Source organism: Caproicibacterium sp. NSD3 (assembly GCF_053613275.1).
This window is the reverse complement of the sequence record NZ_CM132119.1, coordinates 1929572-1947847: the sequence shown is the minus strand read 5'-3', so window position 1 is coordinate 1947847 and position 18276 is coordinate 1929572. Positions and strand designations below refer to the sequence as shown.

Below are 18276 nucleotides of genomic sequence, written 5' to 3'. Positions count from 1 at the left end.
CAGAAAAACAATCAGAAAAACAATTTTTATAGATTGGGAAAGAGAATTTATTTATGACTTTTACAGATTTTTCAATTAATCCTGTTATTTTAAAGAACTTGGAGCAAATGGGATATGTGAGCCCATCTCCGATACAGCAAAAAGCAATTCCAGAGGTATTAAACCATCGCGACCTATTTGGCTGTGCACAAACCGGAACCGGAAAAACAGCAGCTTTTGCAGTTCCAATTCTGCATTTATTGGGGCAGGAAAAGGGCGGAAGTATTCGATGCCTGATCTTAACCCCTACACGAGAATTGGCCATCCAGATTTTTCAAAACCTGCAGGATTACGGCAAGGGGCTTTCTCTTAAAAGTGCTGTGGTTTTTGGCGGCGTTGGACAGGCTCCACAAGTGGAAGCTTTAAAAAGAGGCGTAGATATCCTGGTGGCAACGCCGGGACGTCTGAATGATTTATTTCATCAAGGGTATATCGATTTTTCTCAGGTGGAAATTTTCGTTTTAGACGAAGCTGACCGAATGCTGGATATGGGCTTCATTTATGATGTAAAAAGGGTAATCGGACAACTTCCAAAGCATCGCCAGAATCTAATGTTTTCTGCAACGCTTCCAAAGGAAATTTTGGGATTGGTCAATGAAATCCTGGTTGACCCTGTTAAAATTGAAGTGGCTCCTCCTGCGACGACTGTAGAACAAGTGAATCAGAGCGTTTATTATGTGGATAAGGAAAACAAGGAGAATTTGCTGATTTATCTTTTGAAAAATCCTGAAATTAAGTCTGCACTTGTGTTTTCGCGTACAAAGCATGGAGCGGATAAGATCGTAAAGTTTTTAACAAGGGCAAAAATTTCGGCAGCGGCAATTCACGGAAATAAAAGCCAAAGTGCTCGTCAGATGGCACTGAGTCAGTTCAAAAATCATAGGGTACGGGTATTGGTGGCGACTGATATTGCTGCTCGAGGGATCGATATCGATGACCTGACTCACGTCATTAATTATGATATTCCAGAAGTTCCGGAGACTTATGTTCACCGCATTGGGAGAACTGCTCGCGCGGGACACAGCGGTTCAGCAATTTCTTTTTGCGATATCGATGAGAAAGCAGATTTTCGGCAGATCCTCAAGTTGATTCGTCAACAGGTGCCGGAGGTAAATGATCATCCGTGGCCCATGCAGAATTTAACGCCGCTTACAAAAGCAGAATTGCGTCAAAGACAGGATCTGCACAGAAAAGCTGCGCAGGAAGTCAGAAGACGCAGAGAACCCGGAGAATCGAAAAAATTTGAGAAAAAGCATTCTTCTGCAACAAACGGAAAAACTAGAGTGGAAAAATCCGAAAAAAGTTTCAAAGCGCAAAAAGGTTTTTCAAAACAGAAAAAGAGCTTTGAGAAAAATCCAAAACAAACTTTTTCCGAAAAAATCAATCAGAAAAAAGTACCGCAGAATCAAAATGGGCGACAAAAAAGTCGAGAGGAAATTCATTCATCTGAAAAGACAGAAACTCCCAGAAACGTCAGATTTAATAAAAATGGCCGGGCAGTCGTTAAGTCATCCGGAAAACATTCTTGTAGACCTGAGCTGGAAAAGTATTTGCCAAAGCCACTCAGATCTAGGCCGAATGATCAGCCTCTGCATCGCCATCAGTAAAATCTCGGAAAGAGAGGAACTTTCCCATGGCGATTCCAAAGTTAATGCGTGCGGCGATCCGTGCGCTGTCACAGCCTGATTATCATATAAAAAAGACTTATCAAATTGTTCGGCGCCTGGAAAAAGTAAAAGGAATCCAGTTGGTCGATCCCGTTTATAAACCATGGAATTATTATTTTACAGATGGAAAAAGAGAAGTTCCAGCGCGTGTTTTTGAGTCGGAAAAAGATCGTCTTACCCCGAACACTTTGCTCTTTTTTCATGGGGGCGGCTGGATAACCGGGGATATTGAAAGCTATCAGGAAACTTGTATTACGCTTTCTAGAATGACCGGATTTCGAGTGATTAGTGTTGATTACCGATTGGCGCCGGAATATCGGTTTCCGGCGGGCTTGGATGATTGCTATCTAGCGGCAAAAGAAGTTTTTCGCCGGGCAAGCTTTTTTCACGCACAGCAGGATTCGGTCGTATTGATTGGAGACTCAGCGGGAGGAAATCTGGCGGCTGCAGTTTCCCTAAAGGGAAGAGATTTAGGAGAATTTCAGTTTCAAAAACAAATTTTACTTTATCCAAGCCTTTATAATGATCACTGCCCCGAAACCTCTCCTTTTGATTCTGTCAGAGAGAATGGGACCGGAAATCTTTTAACCGCAAAGCAAGTGGATGATTATTTGGAACTTTATAAGAGTAGTGATCAAGATTTAAAAGATCCTTATTTTGCACCGCTTTTGGAATCGGATTTTTCCAATCAGCCGGATACCTTGATTCTCTCGGCGGAACTGGATCCGCTTCGGGACGAGGGAGAAGCGTATGGCGCAGAACTTTTAAAAGCCGGAAATCGTGCAGAAGTTCATCAAATTCCGGAAGGTCTGCATGGCTTTTTTTCAAGCGCAGGATATTTTCAGCAGAAAAAATTATCCTACCAGTACATTAACCGCTTTTTGAATGAAGGAATCAGCCATGAAGATAAAACAGACACAATGGGTAAAATTAGATAAGGCTGCAAGAATTTTTCCATGTATTAGCAGTAAGCGGGATCCGAATGTTTTTCGCTTTGCCTGTGAATTGATGGACCCGGTAGAGCCGGATTTTTTGCAGAAGGCAGTTGATCAGACGCTGGAGGAATTCCCGCTGTGGGGCTCAGTGCTTAAAAGAGGGCTTTTTTGGTATTTTCTTGAGAGCAGCTCTTTAAAGCCGAAAGTTCAGCCGGAAACCAAAGTTCCTTGTGCGCCGATTTATGATCGGGATGTGCGAAAGCTTTTATTTGAAGTTACCTATTATCAAAACCGGATCAATCTGGAAGTATACCATGTGCTGACAGACGGAACAGGCGCTCTTCAATTTTTTCGCAGTTTGGTGACTTATTATCTTTATCTGAGATATCAGGATATTGAGGAAATCCCGGATTTGGGATATGATGCCAGCCGATTTGAGCAGGCGGCAGACAGCTTTCAGAAATATTATGGAAAACAGTGTAGCCAAAAGCCGCCAAAAGCGCCAAAAGCATATCAGCTCCGTGGAGGAAAAAATCCAGATAACCGTTTTTCCGTCATTGAGGGAACGGTACCGCTTGATCAGATGCTTTTTTGCTGCAAAGAGAAAAAAGTAAGTCTGACAGTCATGCTTGCATCGATTTTGATGAATGCGATTGGAATGGAAATGTCCCATAAAGATAAAAAAAAGCCGGTAGTGCTGTCCGTTCCAATTAATTTGAGACATTATTTCCCCTCGGAAAGCGCACGGAATTTTTTTAGCTTGATGAATGTTCGATATGACTTTTCTTCCAAAAACGGCAATGTGGAAGCAATTTTAGGCTCTTTAAAAGAACAGTTTAAAAAAGGCCTTTCGGAAGATGAAATGATCTATCGAGTGAACCAATTTATGACGATTCTGCAAAATCCGATTACCAGAATAACGATTTTGCCAGTGAAAGATTTTTTTATGAGACTTGGATATCGAGTTGCAAGCAAGACCGAAACCGCCGACATCTCCAATTTAGGGCCGATTGATTTACCGGAAAAGGCAGTTTCCCATGTAAAAATGTTTGATGTTTTTGCAAGCAAAGATGGGTTGCAGCTTTGTCTGTGCTCTTTTAATAATGTTCTCACGATGGCATTTACTTCATCACTGCGCAATACGAATATTCAAAAAAATTTCTTTCGGACTTTAGCTGGTATGGGGCTTCCTGTAACGATTGCAGCTGTCCCGTTTTCGCAGGAGGAATTATGAAATACTGTGAACGATGCAATCTAAAAGTGCGTGGAAATCTGGAGAGATGTCCGTTATGTCAAGGCCTTCTGAAAGGGGAAGGCAGCGAAAATCCATTTCCCTTTGTGCTGGGAACTTATCAGAAAAACAGCTTGTTTTTCCGAATTTTGCTTCTGTGCACAATTACGGTGGGAATCGTTAGCGTAGCAGTCAATTTTCTGCTTCCGAAATCCGGGGAATGGTCTCTTTTTGTAATTGCTGGGATCGGCTGTTTTTGGCTAAATTTGGTTTTGGTCATGTATAAAAGAAGGAACATTTTTAAAATCTTTGTTTGGGAACTCTTTTTAATTTCTGCTCTGTGTGTGCTATGGGATTTTGCAACCGGCTGGAATCGTTGGAGCCTTGATTATGCCGTGCCGATTCTCTGCATGGCAGTGATGGCGACTTTAACGGTAACGTCACGTATCTTTGGCGTGGCGCCCGAAAGCTTTTTGATTTATCTTTGCCTGGTATTACTTTTAAATATTGCAATGTTTGTTTCTCTTTTGATGGGACTTGTAATGGTAGCGCTTCCGACAGTGCTAAGCGCTTGTATGAATTTGGTTTTATTGACGGCACTTTTGATCTTTCGTGGTCGAGAGATGTTGGCCGAACTTCATAGAAGACTGCATATGTGAGAAAAGGGCTGAGAGAGTGTGGAACAGGTTGATTATAATTCTTTGATCTTGGTTGGCAGCAATTTGGGGCGCCAGCTTCTGCAAAATGGAGCAGAAATTTATCGGGTAGAAGAATCTATGACCCGATTTTTTAAGGCGTATCATGTTTCACAGTGCGATTTGTTTGTTTTGACGAACTGCATTAATGTGACTCTGCAGGATTCAGATGGGCAAGCAGTTACACGGATTTTAAGAATTAATGATTATACGACTGATATGGATAAAGTTGAGAAACTGAATGATCTGTGCCGTAAAACCTGTGAAACCGCACCGCCTTTAGAGATCGTGCAGGGAGAGCTTAAAAAGATTGAAGAGACGCCTGCGTTTCCTTATAAAATTCAGATGCTGGGATTTATCGGACTTGCTTCTGCTAGTACGCTCTTTTTTGGAGGCAATTTTGTAGATGCCATTATGAGCGGGATTGCAGGAATTTGTATGCAGTGGGTGCTTTTCGTTTTTGAAAAGTATCGTGCAAATTCCTTTTTTGCCAACTTGATCGCCAGTGCAGTAAGTGCCTTGGTAGCGGTTTTGGCGCTGCAGATTTTTCCACAACTTCATCTGGATAAGATCATTATGGGAGCCATTATGAATCTGGTCCCGGGAATTGCTATCACCAGTTTTATGCGGGATTTGCTGTCGCGGGATTATCTTTCCGGGACGCTTCGTTTGGTAGAAAGCTTATTGGTCGCTACAGCGATTGCCTTGGGAACCGGTGCGGTGCTTGCTTTTTTCAGATTTCTATAAGGAGGCAACATGATGGATTATCTGCCCTGTCTTTATAGCTTTATTATGTGCTTTGCTTATTGTTATCGAGTCCATTTAAAAGGGAAAAATATGTTCTTTGCGGCGCTTGGCGGAACTCTTGGATGGTTCGTTTTTTTGCTTTTCCAACCGCTTCACAATGATCTTCTGCAGTATTTTTTTGGAACAGTCGCATTTTCGGCATATGCTGAACTGATGGCGCGCATAAATAAATGTCCGGTTACCGGCTTTTTGATTATTTCTATGCTGCCGATGGTGCCGGGAAGTGGAATTTATCAAACAATGGAATATGCAATTTCAGGGGATACAAACTTGTTCTTAGAGACAGGAATGCACACTCTAGGGATTGCAGGTTCGCTTGCAATCGGGGTGCTTTTAGTTTCTTCTACGATGCGCCTTTTTGTAAATATCCGTATGCAGCATCTTTCTAAAAAACAGACGGGAACAGGAGAAGAATGAATCGCTCAAAAGAAAAACGATCCGAGATGGATTCAGAAGAAAGAAAATCAAAGGATGTAATCATAGAATCTTTGCCGCAGATTCTATTGCCGTGGTTTGGGGAAAATGCCAGAGACCTTCCATGGCGCCATGAAGTTACTCCCTATCGGATTTGGGTCAGCGAAATTATGCTCCAGCAGACTCGCGTTGAGGCAGTGAAAAGTTATTTTATCCGTTTTATGAAAGAACTTCCCACAGTTTATGATCTTGCCAAAGTACAAGAAGATCAGTTGCTAAAACTCTGGGAAGGGCTGGGCTATTACAGTCGTTCGCGTAATCTTCAAAAAGCCGCGGTCAGAATTGTGGAAGATTATAACGGAGAATTGCCACAGAAATATGAGAGCCTTTTAAGTCTGCCGGGAATTGGCTCTTATACGGCGGGGGCAATCGCTTCGATTGCGTTTTGCCAACCGGTACCGGCTGTAGATGGCAATGTTCTGCGGGTGCTTTCTCGTATTTGCGCAGATGAGCGCGATATTGCAGATTTAGCGGTCAAAAGAGATTGGGAAGACACCTTGAGAAAATTTATGCCGGGAGAAAAAAGCGGCGTTTATAATCAGGCGTTGATGGAACTCGGAGCAATTATCTGCGTTCCTAACGGATTGCCTAAATGTGAAATTTGTCCGGCAAAAAAAATTTGTGGGGCACTAAAGCAGGGGAAAACAGGGCTGCTGCCCGTTAAATCACCAAAGAAGCCGCGCAAAATCGAAGAAAAGACGGTCTTTTTGCTGGAGCGGGACGATAAAATTGGACTTTTGCGCCGCCCATCAAAAGGACTTTTGGCGGGATTATGGGAATTGCCTAATGTTCCGGGGATTCTTGCGCAGGAGGAAGCAATCGAGGCCGCTCGTGCATGGGGAGTTGAGCCTTTGCGGATTTCTCTAATTGGCTCTGCAAAGCATATTTTTACCCATGTGGAATGGCATATGACGGCCTACCGTATCATTGTGGAACAGACTTGCGGAATGATGGTATGGGCTTCTCCCAGTGAGCGCAGCCGAAAATTTGCGTTGCCGAGTGCATTTCAAATGTTTTTAAAAGAAAAAGAATAAAAAATAGAAAATTACGATTAAGATAAGAATTTGTTATAACAAAGAAAGGAAATTATGAACCAGGAAAATCGATTTGCAGTATTAATTGATGCTGACAATGTATCGGAAAAATATATTCGCTATATTCTTGATGAAGTGACCAACAGTGGGATTGCTACTTATAAAAGGATTTATGGGGACTGGACGAAACCTTCGCTTGGTTCCTGGAAGAATGTTCTTCTCAGCTATTCCATTACGCCGATTCAGCAATATGGTTATACAACAGGAAAGAATGCTACGGATTCAGCGATGATCATTGATGCCATGGATATTTTGTATTCCGGCAATATAGAGGGATTTTGTCTTGTCAGCAGTGACAGCGATTTTACTCGCCTTGCCTCCCGCTTGCGGGAAGGCGGGATGGAAGTAATCGGGATGGGAGAAAAGAAAACACCGGCACCCTTTATTGCAGCCTGTAACCGCTTTCGCTATTTGGAGGTTTTGGCGCAGGAAGCAACAGATGACGAAGATGATTCTGCAAATACACCAAAGATACAGCCGGTAGCTGAGGTAACTTCTAAAGAAGTAATTGCGGCGGCAATCCTTTCCATGGTAAGAGATGCATCAGATGAAGATGGGCGTTTGCCAATCAGTGATATTGGTAATATGCTTGCCCGCCGTTATCCGGACTTCGATTCCCGAAATTATGGCTTTAAAAAACTGACGCAGTTTGTCAGGTCTTTAAACCTTTTTGAGATCATTTTTGAACCGGCTGAAAATGGACGCGGAAAAGTGGGATATGTGGCAGAAAAAGAAGTCCATCGGTATCGTCCACGAATTCATGTGTGAAAACGGATACAATTTTGATACCATTGTAGAAATATGTCAAAAAATCGGTTATAATTTAAAAAAGGAATTATTTTACAGAAAGACTTTTTAGCAAATTTTTGGGAGGATTTTCGATGGCAAACAAAGTGCAACGTGATTACCATGACCGCAGACAAAAAAAATTGTTAATTCGTAGGACGGTCATTATTGTTGTTTGTGTGGTAATTGTAGTTGCAATTGTTGGAATCGTTTTAGTTATCAATAAGCTAGTACAGCCCAACGGCGGTGATGCTGCAGCAAATGCTGATAGCGGAAGCATTCCTACTTCTCAAACGGAGAATGTTTCTTCTGAAATAGCATCGTCTTCTTCCGATGATGCCGTACAGACGGCTGCTGCTGTTGAGGGAAAAGACGGCAAAATTGCTGCAGGGGATAATCTCACTGGATATGAGGCTTTATATCCGGATCTTTATGCCCCAATGCCGCTCAATGGTGGAAAATTGAAAGCTCCGGAATCTAAGACGGTTTATCTTACTTTTGATGATGGTCCCAGCGTGCTGACACAGCCGCTGCTAGATGTATTGGATCAATACCAAGCAAAGGTTACTTTTTTTGATACTGCTCAACCCCTTACAAATGGATATCAGGATTTGATGAAGACTTGCGTTGAAAAAGGGCATGCAGTCGGAATCCATTCGTACAGCCATATTTATGCCAACATTTATTCTTCAGTAGAAGCATACCTTGATGATTTTAATCAGATGTATGAAAAAATTAAATCCGTTACTGGTGTAGCACCCCGATTCTTTCGGTTCCCAGGCGGCAGCAATGGCGGCAGCAAGGTAAACGAGACACGGGAGAAAATCATCAAGGAAATGATTCGCCGTGGGTTTATCTATTATGATTGGGACGGCAGCTCTGGTGATGCGAATGCTGATATAGCCAAAAATGCCGATACGCTTTACACCAATATAATGAGGGCTATTCATAAGGATTGCAACATTATTTTAATGCATAATATCAATGGAAAAGACGCGACAATAGAGGCTCTGAAACGAGTTATTCCAGAGGCGCAGGGAGAAGGATATACCTTTAAGGCATTGGATGGGACTCTTGATCCTACGCATGGATACTGTATGCATGAGACATTGCCGATTTTGATGAAGGCTTTGGACGATAGCCCTTATTTTACCGTCTCTGATGAGAGCAAAAAGAAGTTTGGATAGTTTTGATAAAAGAGCAATAATAAAAAAGGTTCAGCTTTTGCTGGACCTTTTTTATATGGAAATTTATTTTAGAAATCTGCAAGAAAGCAAAAAATTATAATTTTAAATGTTGTCTGAAAATAGAAGCGGATAAAGTGCTTTTACAGAATCTGCAAGAACAGAGGCGCCGGCTTCTAAAAGTTCTTTTGCTCCGCCGTACCCATAAGCAGCACCAATAAAGGGAATTCCTACTTCTTTTGCGCCTTCTACATCAAAGTGCGTGTCGCCGATCATCACGGCCTTTTGAGGGTCTGTAACTTCACAGCAAGCCATTGCGTCACGGATCAAAGAGGGCTTGTCCGCACCGCGTTTCGTTTCATTTGTTTCGTCTACTCCTTCGATTCCGCAAAAATATTGTCTCAAATGAAATTTTTGCAGAAGTCGTTCAATTTGACGAACCGGCTTACTGCTGGCAGTGCAGATCTTAACACCACAACGATCGAGATCTTTGAGAAGATCATCCATGTTAGGATAAGCTTTTGTCCTATGCCAGCCTTCTTCATTGTAAATCTTTCGAAAAAGAAGGAGTGCCTTTTCTGCTTCTGCTTTTGGCATACCACAGAATGTCATATAGCTGTATACTGGGGGCGGCCCAATGAATTTTTGTAGAACAGTAGAGGATGGAATGGGATATCCCATCGTGCTCAGTACCTGTTTTACAGAATAAATAATTCCCTCGCCGGTTGCGCAGACAGTGCCGTCAAAATCCAGAATTACGGCATGATAAAGAGGTTTTTGCGGCATTTCTGGTCGTCTCCTTTTATAAGAATAAGAATCTTTGCAATTATAACATAGAAGAAAATTTCCTGCAAATTTTTGAAAAAGGATTTCAGTTTTGCACAAAAATCAGTCCAGAGAAAAGAATCCTTCGTGAAATGATTCCATTGCATAGAAGAAACAAATTCTGTAAGATGAAAGAAGAAATGAAAAGGAGAAAATTATGCGATATCGATTGTTGGCGCTGGATTTAGATGGAACACTTATGACTACCGAAAAAAAGGTAACGGATTATACAAAAAAGGTCCTTCTTCGTGCACAAGAAGCAGGGGTCAGAATTGCGCTTACTTCCGGAAGACCGGTGCCGGGGGTCAAGCCAATTGCAGACCTCTTAAAACTGCCGCAGTTTGGCGGATATGTTGCTGCCTGCAACGGAGGGCGAATTTATGATTGTGCTACGGGAAAAAATCTTTATGAGGAATTTCTGCCGCAAAACTTAATTCCGAAGCTCTGTGCCTTTGGCGTGGAAAATAATGTGACGATGGTCGTTTATCACGAAAATCAGCTTATCACACAGCAGGCGGAAAGTCGTTATGCACGGTTTGACGCTTCTGTCAATCATATGAAGATTAAAGAGTGCCGAGAGCTTTCGACTGCAATTCAGTTTCCAATCTATAAATTTTTGATGGCGGCAGATCCGCCGGTCATTCAAAAATTGATTTCAAAAGCGCAAAAGGAATTTTTGGGGTGCAGCGTTTATCGAAGCGATCCATATTATATGGAATTTATGCCGCTGGGAGGCAATAAAGCAAAAGCTCTTGAGGCTCTTTTAAACCATCTTGGGTGGAAACGTGAGAAACTGATGGCTTGCGGGGATGGGTTTAATGACGTTTCGATGATTAAGTATGCAGGATTAGGTGTTGCAATGAAAAATGCCCAAAAACCGGTATTGGAAGTAGCGGACGATGTTACGCTTTCCAATGATGAGGACGGTGTTGCAAAAGCGGTGGAAAAGTATTGCCTTTCCTAAAATTTTTGAGTGGAAATATTGGCTTTACTTTTTTTTAGGGCATGTTATGATAAAGAGAAAGAAGGGGGCGCCGGAAATTGGAAAACGAATCTTTGAAACGATATCTGCGAGGAGAAAGCTGCGACGCCTATCAAACTTTAGGTGCGCATCTTGTTAACGAAAAGGGGCAAGAAGGAGTTCGCTTTACAGTATTTGCGCCAGGGGCAAAGAATGTTTCTCTTTTGGCAGAGTGTACCGATTGGAATCCGATCTCTATGGAGCGGGATTTTTATGGATTTTGGAGCCTTTTTTCTCATTGTGCCAAAGAAAAGCAGATGTATAAATATCGAATCGAAACACAGGACGGAAAACTATATGACCGAATCGATCCATTTGCTTTTCAAAGTGAGGTGCGCCCCAATACGGCGTCGATTGTCTGTGATTTGAAAAGTTATAAATGGCAGGACAAAGAGTGGCTGGAAAAGCGGAAACAGACTGAAAAATATTATAATTTACCGCTATCTATTTATGAAGTTCATGCTGGGTCATGGAAAATCAAGGAGGGCAAAAAAGGGGACGAGCGATTCTATACTTATGACGAATTAGCGGAAATCCTCATTCCCTATGCAAAAGAACAGGGATATACGCATTTGGAATTTTTGCCGTTGACCGAATATCCGCTGGATGCAAGCTGGGGATATCAGGTGACCGGGTATTACAGCGCAACATCCCGCTACGGAACTCCCCAGCAGCTGATGAAGCTTGTTGATCAGTGCCATGAGACAGGCCTTGGTGTTCTGATGGATTTTGTGCCTGCGCATTTTGTCAGCGATTTTTATGCGCTCCATCAGTATGACGGAACTTATCTTTACGAAAGCCAAAATAAAGATTTGCGCTGCAGCGAGTGGGGAACCATCTTTTTCGATTTTACAAAACCGCATGTGCTTAGCTTTTTAAAATCGGCAGTCGATTTCTGGCTGACTGTTTTCCACTTTGACGGGATTCGATATGATGCGGTTTCCAGAATGCTTTATCAGAGCGGGCAGGAAGACCGTGGTGTTAATGAAGCTGGCGTTTGGTTTTTAAAGAATACGAATTACGAAATGCAGCAGCGCCATCCGGACTGCCTTTTGATTGCAGAGGATTCTTCAAATTTTCCGAAAGTGGCGGCTCCCGTTGTTTATGGAGGACTCGGATTTGATTATAAATGGGATCTGGGTTTTATGAACGATACTTTCGATTACATGATGAAAACGCCGGCGGAACGCAGAAATTTTGCAGAGCGGATTACTTTTTCGATCAGCTATTTTTATCAGGATATTTTTTTGCTGCCGTTTTCTCATGATGAAGTGGTTCACGGGAAGAAAACGATCATCGATAAGATCTATGGAAGCTATGAGGATAAATTTCCGCAGCTTCGGCTGCTCTATCTTTATCTTTTTACCCATCCTGGAAAAAAGCTGACCTTTATGGGATGTGAGCTGGCTGAGTTTAAAGAATGGGATGAAAATGCAGAACTTGGCTGGAATCTGCTCACCTATCCAAAGCATGACGCATTTCATCATTTTTTCCGAGATCTTCAGAAGTTTTATACCAGTCATCCGTCCCTCTCATCAAGTGATTTTAATCCGGACGGATTTCATTGGGCAGATCTAACGAATGCCTTCCGCTGTATTTTTTCTTATTCGCGCAAAAGCATAGATGGAAAATCGAATGAAAAGCTCTATATTGCTTTGAATTTTTCAGATCGTCCGGCAGTAGATTATGCGCTTCCTGTTGAAGAACCAGGAGATTACGAAGAGATTTTTACAACAGATGAATTTCGTTATAATGGAAATGGCCATAAAAATCCCATAAAATCTTCTTGCCGACGTGGCATGCGGCAATGCCTTTTGGTCGATCTTCCGCCTTTTTGCGGATGTATTTTTAAATGTCGGGAATTATAAATAAAAGAAGACCTGCTGAATAAAAATCTTCGGCAGGCCTTTTTTGTATAAGCCCTAAAAATTTATGATTAAATAAAAATAGGTTGCTTTTAAAAAAAATTGCTATATAATAAAGATACCCCCCTATGGGGGGAGGTAAAATATTTGCTATATAAAATTTGGAGGAACCAATGAAACAGACATTTGAAGTTACAGGGATGACCTGTGCTGCTTGTCAGGCGCATGTGGAAAAAGCAGTCGGCAAGCTGCCGGGAGTGGAAAAATGCAATGTGAATCTTCTTTCCGGCAGAATGGAGGTCACTTATAAAGAGCAGAAACTCAATGACGAAACGATTTGTGAAGCCGTGGAAAAAGGCGGATATGGGGCTTCTCCGATTGTAAAAGACGAAGAGAAAAAAGCAAAACCACAGGAATCAATCAAAAAACGTTCCGCTTCTGAATTAAAAGAAATGAAGCATCGGCTTTTGTGGTCGTTTGTGTTTTTTGTTCCGCTGTTTTATCTTTCTATGGGGCACATGGCGGGACTCCCGCTGCCGGAGTTTTTAAACGGATACGAAAATTCAGTCAGCTATGGCATGGCGCAGCTCCTGCTTACATTGCCGATCATGTATTTAAATCGGGTTTATTATCAGCGGGGATTTCGTTCTCTATGGCACCGTGCGCCGAATATGGATACGCTGATTGCAGTAGGCAGTACAGCGGCTGTGGTGTATGGCATTTTTGCAATCTGCCGAATGGGATATGGCTTGGGGATTTCTGACAGCGCTCTTGTGATGCGGTATCATATGGATCTCTATTTCGAATCGGCGGGAACTATTTTGACGTTAATTACGGTTGGAAAATATCTAGAGACCCGCTCCCGCGGAAAAACAGGGGAAGCCGTAGAAAAGCTAATGGACTTGCGTCCGCAGACAGCAATCCTTTTTGAAGAAGGAAAAGAAAGAACAATTCCGCTGGAACAGGTGAAAGAAGGGGACCTGCTGATTGTTAAACCTGGAGCAAGAATTCCGGTAGATGGTGAAGTTACAGAGGGAACTTCGGCTGTGGATCAAAGCGCTCTGACCGGAGAAAGCATTCCGGTAGAAAAGCATCCGGGGGATTCTTTGATTGCCGCTTCGGTAAACGGCTCTGGACGGCTGATCTTTCGTGCGACCCGAGTAGGAGAAGATACAACGCTCAGCCAGATTATCCATTTAGTAGAGGAAGCGGGTAGTTCCAAAGCGCCGATTGCAAAATTAGCAGATCGAATCAGCGCTGTTTTTGTGCCGGTAGTGATTTTAATTGCAATCATTGCAGCATCCTTTTGGCTGCTTTCTGGACAAACACCGGAGTTTGCACTTTCTATCGGAATTGCGGTACTGGTGATTTCTTGCCCCTGCGCATTGGGGCTGGCAACGCCGGTGGCAATTATGGTGGGAACCGGACGCGGTGCGCAGCTGGGGGTTCTCTATAAAAATGCCGAGGCATTGGAACATGCACATTCGGTGGATACCGTCGTTCTCGATAAAACAGGAACAATTACCAGAGGAAAACCGGAAATTACGGACCTCTTGGTGGATTCGGAGCAAAGTTTATCGGAAGAGGAATTTCTAAAATTAGCAGCGTCTTTGGAACAAAGCAGTGAACATCCTCTGGCACAGGCAATTTTAAGAAAAGCAGAAGAGCAGAAAATTCCACTGACTTCACCGGAAACGTTTGAGGCAGTTCCGGGCAGAGGGCTTCGCGCACGGCTCAATGGGATTGACTGCCTTGCAGGAACGTTGGATTTCTTAGAAGGGCAAGGTGTTTCTTGCGAAAACTTGAAATCAAAGGCGGAAGCTTTTGCAGAACAAGGAAAGACGCCGCTCTATTTTGCCCAAAACGGTCAATTGTTGGGATTGATCGCGGCAGCCGATCTCCCCAAAGAGAATAGCCGTGAGGCGATTCGCACGATGCAGAAAATGGGACTTACGGTTGTAATGTTGACCGGAGACCATCGCAAAACAGCAGAAGCTGTGCGAAAAAGCCTTGGGATTGATCGGGCGGTGGCGGAGGTTTTGCCGCAGGATAAAGAACGCGAAATTCGCAAACTGCAAGAGGAAGGCAGAAAGGTCGCCATGGTAGGCGATGGAATCAACGATGCGCCTGCGCTTGCCCGTGCCGATGTTGGAATTGCAATCGGTGCAGGAACGGATATTGCAATTGAAAGCGCCGATGTTGTTCTCATGAAAAGTGATTTAATGGATGCCGTTACCGCGATTGAACTTTCCCGTGCGGTAATCCGCAATATTCATATGAACCTGTTTTGGGCGTTCTTTTATAATGCCATTGGGATTCCGCTGGCAGCAGGCGTGTTTTATCCGCTCCTTGGCTGGACTTTGAATCCGATGTTCGGAGCGGCAGCGATGAGCCTGAGCAGTGTGTGCGTAGTAAGCAATGCGTTGCGTCTACGCTTTTTCCATCCAAAAGAACAGACCAATTTGGTTAAACAAATAGCAGCTGAAAAATCCATTCCAAAGGATTTTGAAAAAACAAATAAAGGAGAGCAAGTCGAAATGAAAAAAGTAATTGCAGTAGAAGGTATGATGTGCGCGCATTGTCAGGCACATGTGAAAGAAGCATTGGAAAAGGTACCGGGAGTAGAAAGAGCAGAAGTCAGCCTAGAAAATAAAAATGCTGTTTTAACTTTGAAGGAAGAAGTTTCGGATACCGCTTTGCAGGAAGCGGTCAAAGAAGCAGGGTACGAACCCGGGAAAGTAGAGGCTGACTGATGCAGGCAGATCCAAAGGTAATCAATCGTCTCTTAAAGACTGCGATGGGACAGCTGCAGGGTGTACAGAAGATGGTGGAAGAAGATCGTTACTGCATCGATATTTCCAATCAGCTGTTGGCTGTAACGGCAATTTTGCAGAAAGCCAATAAAGAGATTATTCGTGCGCATATGCGCGGATGTGTAAGAGAAGCTTTTGAAAGTGGTGACCCGGAAGCTAAAATTGATGAGCTTTTAAAGGTATTTGATAAGATGACGAAATAAAAAGAGCCGCAGGACCATCTTTATTATGGTTTTGCGGCTCTTTTATTTTTATTATAAAAAACGAGAGGAAAAGATTGATTCGTATCCTTCCTTTATGTTAAAATTTATTTATATTATATATCATTATATATTTTGAATACGTAAAAAAGATTTTGTTGAATGGAAAGGAAGATGTGTGGGTGGATATCGGTCAATTATTCAGTCTGCAAGGATCGTTGTTCCTGATGATTCTGGTCGGATTGTTCCTTAAGAAAACAGGAATCATCGATGATAACGGGACCCGTTGCCTAACAGACCTTTGCATGGATGTCATTATTCCATGTAATACCATTAAATCTTGTCTGGTGGATTTTGATACGGCTGAAATGCAGGCTTGTTGGTGGATCCTTCTCGTCAGTGTACTGATGCAGTTTGTCGGTATTATCCTCAACCACTTCCTTTTTAACCGCTTTAATGAGCAGCAGAAAAAAGTTCTTCAATACTGCACCATCGTTTCAAACGGAGCGTTTTTAGGAAATCCGGTGGCCGAAGGAATTTACGGGAATATCGGATTGCTTTATTCTTCTATTTTCCTGATTCCGCAGCGTATGGTGATTTGGTCGGTCGGCACTTCTTATTTTGTCTCCGGGGAGACTACAGATCGCAAAAAAGTGATTCGAAATGTATTGACCCATCCTTGTCTGGTTGCTGTGTACATAGGGCTACTGATCATGGTGACAAAAGTACAGCTGCCCGCGTTTATGACTTTGACGATTAAAAGTATCGGAAACTGTAATTCTGCAATGACTATGATGATCGTAGGGACTATTCTTGCCGATGTAAAATTCTCTACCATTATCAATAAATCAACGCTCTTTATCAGCCTTTTGCGTCTGGTGCTGCTGCCTATGGTTGCATTTGGGCTCAGTACCGCCTGCGGGTTGGAACATGCAGCTGCCGGTGTTTGTGTAATCATGGTCGGCATGCCGGCTGGCGCTACGGCAGCTATCTTTGCGGCACGTTATAACAGTGATGCACCGTTTGCAACAAAGTGTGTGGTACTTTCTACCCTGCTGTCTATGATTACAATTCCAATCTGGTGTTATTTGATCGGCTAAACAATAGATCATTTAGCTTTGCCGCTTTCAAAAGACTTAAGCCATGTCTTTGAGAGCGGCATCTTTTGTAAAGAATGACTGATAGCCGATGGTGACGAGCAGGACGCAGGCAAGTGCGGTACAGCCTAAAATTGCAAGCATAATTCCAATTTGGTACTTGATAGCGGTCATCGGAAAAGTGCCGGAGAGAATTTGCCCGGTCATCATTCCCGGCAGAGAGACAACGCCCATGGTGAGCATGTTCGTCATATTCGGAAGAATTGCACTGTCAAAGGCATCGTTGACGATTTTGTGGGTTGCAGCTTTTGGAGTAGACCCCAGCATCAGGGAATTTTCAATGATTTCTCGGTTTTCTTCAATCCCGCTTCTCAGTTTATTTGCACCGAGCGCGAGTCCCGTCATGGTATTGCCGATAATCATGCCGGAAATCGGAATGCAGTATTGTGGATTAAACCACGGGGTGACTCGCAATACCGCCAACAGAAAGACAAGTGCCGTAACAATATATGAGGAAATCAAGCAGATGCCAATTAACCGCCGCAAGGATTTTGGTAGGCTTTTGGAAACTCGGTGGCAGGCAGTTCGAATTGCAAAGGCTAACATCACGCAAAGCATAAGACTGGTTAGCCACCAGCTTGGATGGTCGAAAACATACATCAGAACGAATCCCATCAGTGTTAGCTGAACGGTCATGCGCACGGTGGCGGTGAGGATAAACTTTTCTCTTCCAATTCCCCGCGCTTTAGAGAGGACAAGCAGCAGAAGGACAAAAACATATGCGATTGCAAGGTTCCAGATCGGCAGATCCATGATAGCGTTCATAAACTTTCTCCTTCTCTTATTTTTCCACTTTCCAGCGTGACGATATCTTCTGAGAACATAGAGGAAACCTGATTTGAGTGGGTAATCAAAATGAGCTGGCGCCCTTTTTCCCGTACAAATTCTGCCAGATTTTTGGTCATTTGATATTCCATCTCAGGATCGAGTGCTGCAGAGGGCTCGTCCATCAGATAAGTTTCAGCATTCATTAAAAGGATGCGCGCCATACAGAGGCGCTGCTTTTCTCCGCCGGAAAGCTTGTTGCAGGAGTCGCTGAGTGATTTTGGCAGCCCTACTTTTTCTAATGCGCTCTGCAGAAGATTGCGTGGTGCGTCCTCATCTTCGGAGAAACGGCGTCCGATTTGAAGGTTGTCTTCAATCGTACCGGGATAAAGAATTGGAGTTTGACCAAGCATGACGACTTTTCGGCGCAGTTTTACAGCATCAATTTCAGTAAGTGATGTCTTGTTATAAAAAATATTGCCGGCAGTTGGCAGATACATTTTGTTGAGCAGCCGCAAAAGGGTCGTTTTTCCGCTGCCGGAAGGACCCACAATGCAGGTGATCTGTCGGTCAAATGTAAAATCCGGAATGTCAAGAATGGTTTTATAGCGTACTTGTTCCAATTTAAACAAATAAAATTCCCTCCTCTTTTTTAGCAAACTGCCTTTATTGTAATCTGCTGCACAAAACTGTGCAATAGAATCTTTGTAAAACCATT

General features: G+C 43.1%; 17 protein-coding genes. 14 read left to right on the top strand and 3 right to left on the bottom strand.

The genetic code is table 11. The features are described 5' to 3' along the window. The first annotated feature begins 53 nt into the window (after positions 1-53). The 9 genes from ACVS9P_RS09625 (at position 54) to ACVS9P_RS09585 (ending at position 8915) form a co-directional block, all read left to right on the top strand. Positions 54-1646, top strand: coding sequence for a DEAD/DEAH box helicase (locus ACVS9P_RS09625; protein WP_452103333.1), 1593 nt, complete (start codon positions 54-56; stop codon positions 1644-1646). A 26-nt stretch (positions 1647-1672) separates the two neighbouring features. Then, positions 1673-2644 (top strand): alpha/beta hydrolase, encoded by a 972-nt coding sequence (locus tag ACVS9P_RS09620; protein WP_452103332.1) that lies wholly within the window; start codon positions 1673-1675, stop codon positions 2642-2644. Continuing rightward, positions 2607-3875, top strand: a complete 1269-nt coding sequence (locus ACVS9P_RS09615; protein ID WP_452103331.1) for a hypothetical protein — start codon at positions 2607-2609, stop codon at positions 3873-3875. The genes ACVS9P_RS09620 and ACVS9P_RS09615 overlap by 38 nt, the downstream gene beginning before the upstream one ends. Continuing rightward, positions 3872-4531 carry a DUF6320 domain-containing protein gene (locus ACVS9P_RS09610; RefSeq protein WP_452103330.1) on the top strand — a complete coding sequence of 220 codons (660 nt, stop codon included), beginning with the start codon at positions 3872-3874 and terminating at the stop codon, positions 4529-4531. The genes ACVS9P_RS09615 and ACVS9P_RS09610 overlap by 4 nt, the downstream gene beginning before the upstream one ends. Positions 4532-4549: 18 nt before the next feature. Beyond that, positions 4550-5314 carry a threonine/serine exporter family protein gene (locus ACVS9P_RS09605; RefSeq protein ID WP_452103329.1) on the top strand — a complete coding sequence of 255 codons (765 nt, stop codon included), beginning with the start codon at positions 4550-4552 and terminating at the stop codon, positions 5312-5314. A 9-nt stretch (positions 5315-5323) separates the two neighbouring features. Then, on the top strand, positions 5324-5791 hold the full coding sequence (locus ACVS9P_RS09600) for a threonine/serine exporter family protein (protein ID WP_452103328.1): 468 nt from the start codon (positions 5324-5326) through the stop codon (positions 5789-5791). Then, the gene (mutY, locus tag ACVS9P_RS09595) at positions 5788-6882 is read left to right on the top strand and encodes an A/G-specific adenine glycosylase (protein ID WP_452103327.1); all 1095 of its coding nucleotides are present in this window, start codon (positions 5788-5790) and stop codon (positions 6880-6882) included. Before ACVS9P_RS09600 ends, mutY begins: the two co-directional genes overlap by 4 nt. Positions 6883-6936: 54 nt before the next feature. After that, complete coding sequence (locus ACVS9P_RS09590; RefSeq protein ID WP_452103326.1) at positions 6937-7710, top strand: NYN domain-containing protein; 774 nt, start codon at positions 6937-6939, stop codon at positions 7708-7710. 113 nt (positions 7711-7823) lie between these two features. Then, complete coding sequence (locus ACVS9P_RS09585) at positions 7824-8915, top strand: polysaccharide deacetylase family protein (RefSeq protein ID WP_452103325.1); 1092 nt, start codon at positions 7824-7826, stop codon at positions 8913-8915. Between the two features lie 102 nt (positions 8916-9017). On the opposite strand, the gene ACVS9P_RS09580 is transcribed toward ACVS9P_RS09585, so the two are convergent. Further along, positions 9018-9698, bottom strand: a complete 681-nt coding sequence (locus ACVS9P_RS09580; RefSeq protein ID WP_452103324.1) for an HAD hydrolase-like protein — start codon at positions 9696-9698, stop codon at positions 9018-9020. Positions 9699-9894: 196 nt separating this feature from the next. Here ACVS9P_RS09580 and ACVS9P_RS09575 point away from each other — a divergent pair, with 196 nt between their 5' ends. The 5 genes from ACVS9P_RS09575 (at position 9895) to ACVS9P_RS09555 (ending at position 16736) form a co-directional block, all read left to right on the top strand. Next, the gene (locus ACVS9P_RS09575) at positions 9895-10701 is read left to right on the top strand and encodes a Cof-type HAD-IIB family hydrolase (protein ID WP_452103323.1); all 807 of its coding nucleotides are present in this window, start codon (positions 9895-9897) and stop codon (positions 10699-10701) included. Between the two features lie 77 nt (positions 10702-10778). Continuing rightward, entirely contained in the window at positions 10779-12626 is a 1848-nt protein-coding gene (gene glgB, locus ACVS9P_RS09570) for a 1,4-alpha-glucan branching protein GlgB (RefSeq protein WP_452103322.1), read from the top strand. A gap of 170 nt (positions 12627-12796) precedes the next feature. Continuing rightward, positions 12797-15376 (top strand): heavy metal translocating P-type ATPase, encoded by a 2580-nt coding sequence (locus ACVS9P_RS09565; protein ID WP_452103321.1) that lies wholly within the window; start codon positions 12797-12799, stop codon positions 15374-15376. Then, a complete protein-coding gene (locus ACVS9P_RS09560) occupies positions 15376-15639 on the top strand; it encodes a metal-sensing transcriptional repressor (RefSeq protein ID WP_452103320.1) in 264 nt (87 codons plus the stop codon). The genes ACVS9P_RS09565 and ACVS9P_RS09560 overlap by 1 nt, the downstream gene beginning before the upstream one ends. A 179-nt stretch (positions 15640-15818) precedes the next feature. Then, positions 15819-16736, top strand: coding sequence for an AEC family transporter (locus ACVS9P_RS09555; protein WP_452103319.1), 918 nt, complete (start codon positions 15819-15821; stop codon positions 16734-16736). 36 nt (positions 16737-16772) lie between these two features. Here the strand turns inward: ACVS9P_RS09555 and ACVS9P_RS09550 are convergent, their stop codons facing one another. Beyond that, the gene (locus ACVS9P_RS09550; protein ID WP_452103318.1) at positions 16773-17558 is read right to left on the bottom strand and encodes an ABC transporter permease; all 786 of its coding nucleotides are present in this window, start codon (positions 17556-17558) and stop codon (positions 16773-16775) included. Then, positions 17555-18190: an ABC transporter ATP-binding protein gene (locus tag ACVS9P_RS09545; RefSeq protein WP_452103317.1), complete on the bottom strand. Its 636-nt coding sequence runs from the start codon at positions 18188-18190 to the stop codon at positions 17555-17557. The genes ACVS9P_RS09550 and ACVS9P_RS09545 overlap by 4 nt, the downstream gene beginning before the upstream one ends. Positions 18191-18276 lie beyond the last annotated feature (86 nt).

Coding starts and splice junctions, on each gene's coding strand:
- ACVS9P_RS09600 (WP_452103328.1), top strand. CDS start 5,324: ATGATGGATTATCTGCCCTGTCTTTATAGCTTTATTATGTGCTTTGCT.
- ACVS9P_RS09560 (WP_452103320.1), top strand. CDS start 15,376: ATGCAGGCAGATCCAAAGGTAATCAATCGTCTCTTAAAGACTGCGATG.
- ACVS9P_RS09625 (WP_452103333.1), top strand. CDS start 54: ATGACTTTTACAGATTTTTCAATTAATCCTGTTATTTTAAAGAACTTG.
- ACVS9P_RS09610 (WP_452103330.1), top strand. CDS start 3,872: ATGAAATACTGTGAACGATGCAATCTAAAAGTGCGTGGAAATCTGGAG.
- mutY (WP_452103327.1), top strand. CDS start 5,788: ATGAATCGCTCAAAAGAAAAACGATCCGAGATGGATTCAGAAGAAAGA.
- ACVS9P_RS09590 (WP_452103326.1), top strand. CDS start 6,937: ATGAACCAGGAAAATCGATTTGCAGTATTAATTGATGCTGACAATGTA.
- ACVS9P_RS09615 (WP_452103331.1), top strand. CDS start 2,607: ATGAAGATAAAACAGACACAATGGGTAAAATTAGATAAGGCTGCAAGA.
- ACVS9P_RS09565 (WP_452103321.1), top strand. CDS start 12,797: ATGAAACAGACATTTGAAGTTACAGGGATGACCTGTGCTGCTTGTCAG.
- ACVS9P_RS09585 (WP_452103325.1), top strand. CDS start 7,824: ATGGCAAACAAAGTGCAACGTGATTACCATGACCGCAGACAAAAAAAA.
- ACVS9P_RS09580 (WP_452103324.1), bottom strand. CDS start 9,698: ATGCCGCAAAAACCTCTTTATCATGCCGTAATTCTGGATTTTGACGGC.
- ACVS9P_RS09575 (WP_452103323.1), top strand. CDS start 9,895: ATGCGATATCGATTGTTGGCGCTGGATTTAGATGGAACACTTATGACT.
- ACVS9P_RS09550 (WP_452103318.1), bottom strand. CDS start 17,558: ATGAACGCTATCATGGATCTGCCGATCTGGAACCTTGCAATCGCATAT.
- ACVS9P_RS09620 (WP_452103332.1), top strand. CDS start 1,673: ATGGCGATTCCAAAGTTAATGCGTGCGGCGATCCGTGCGCTGTCACAG.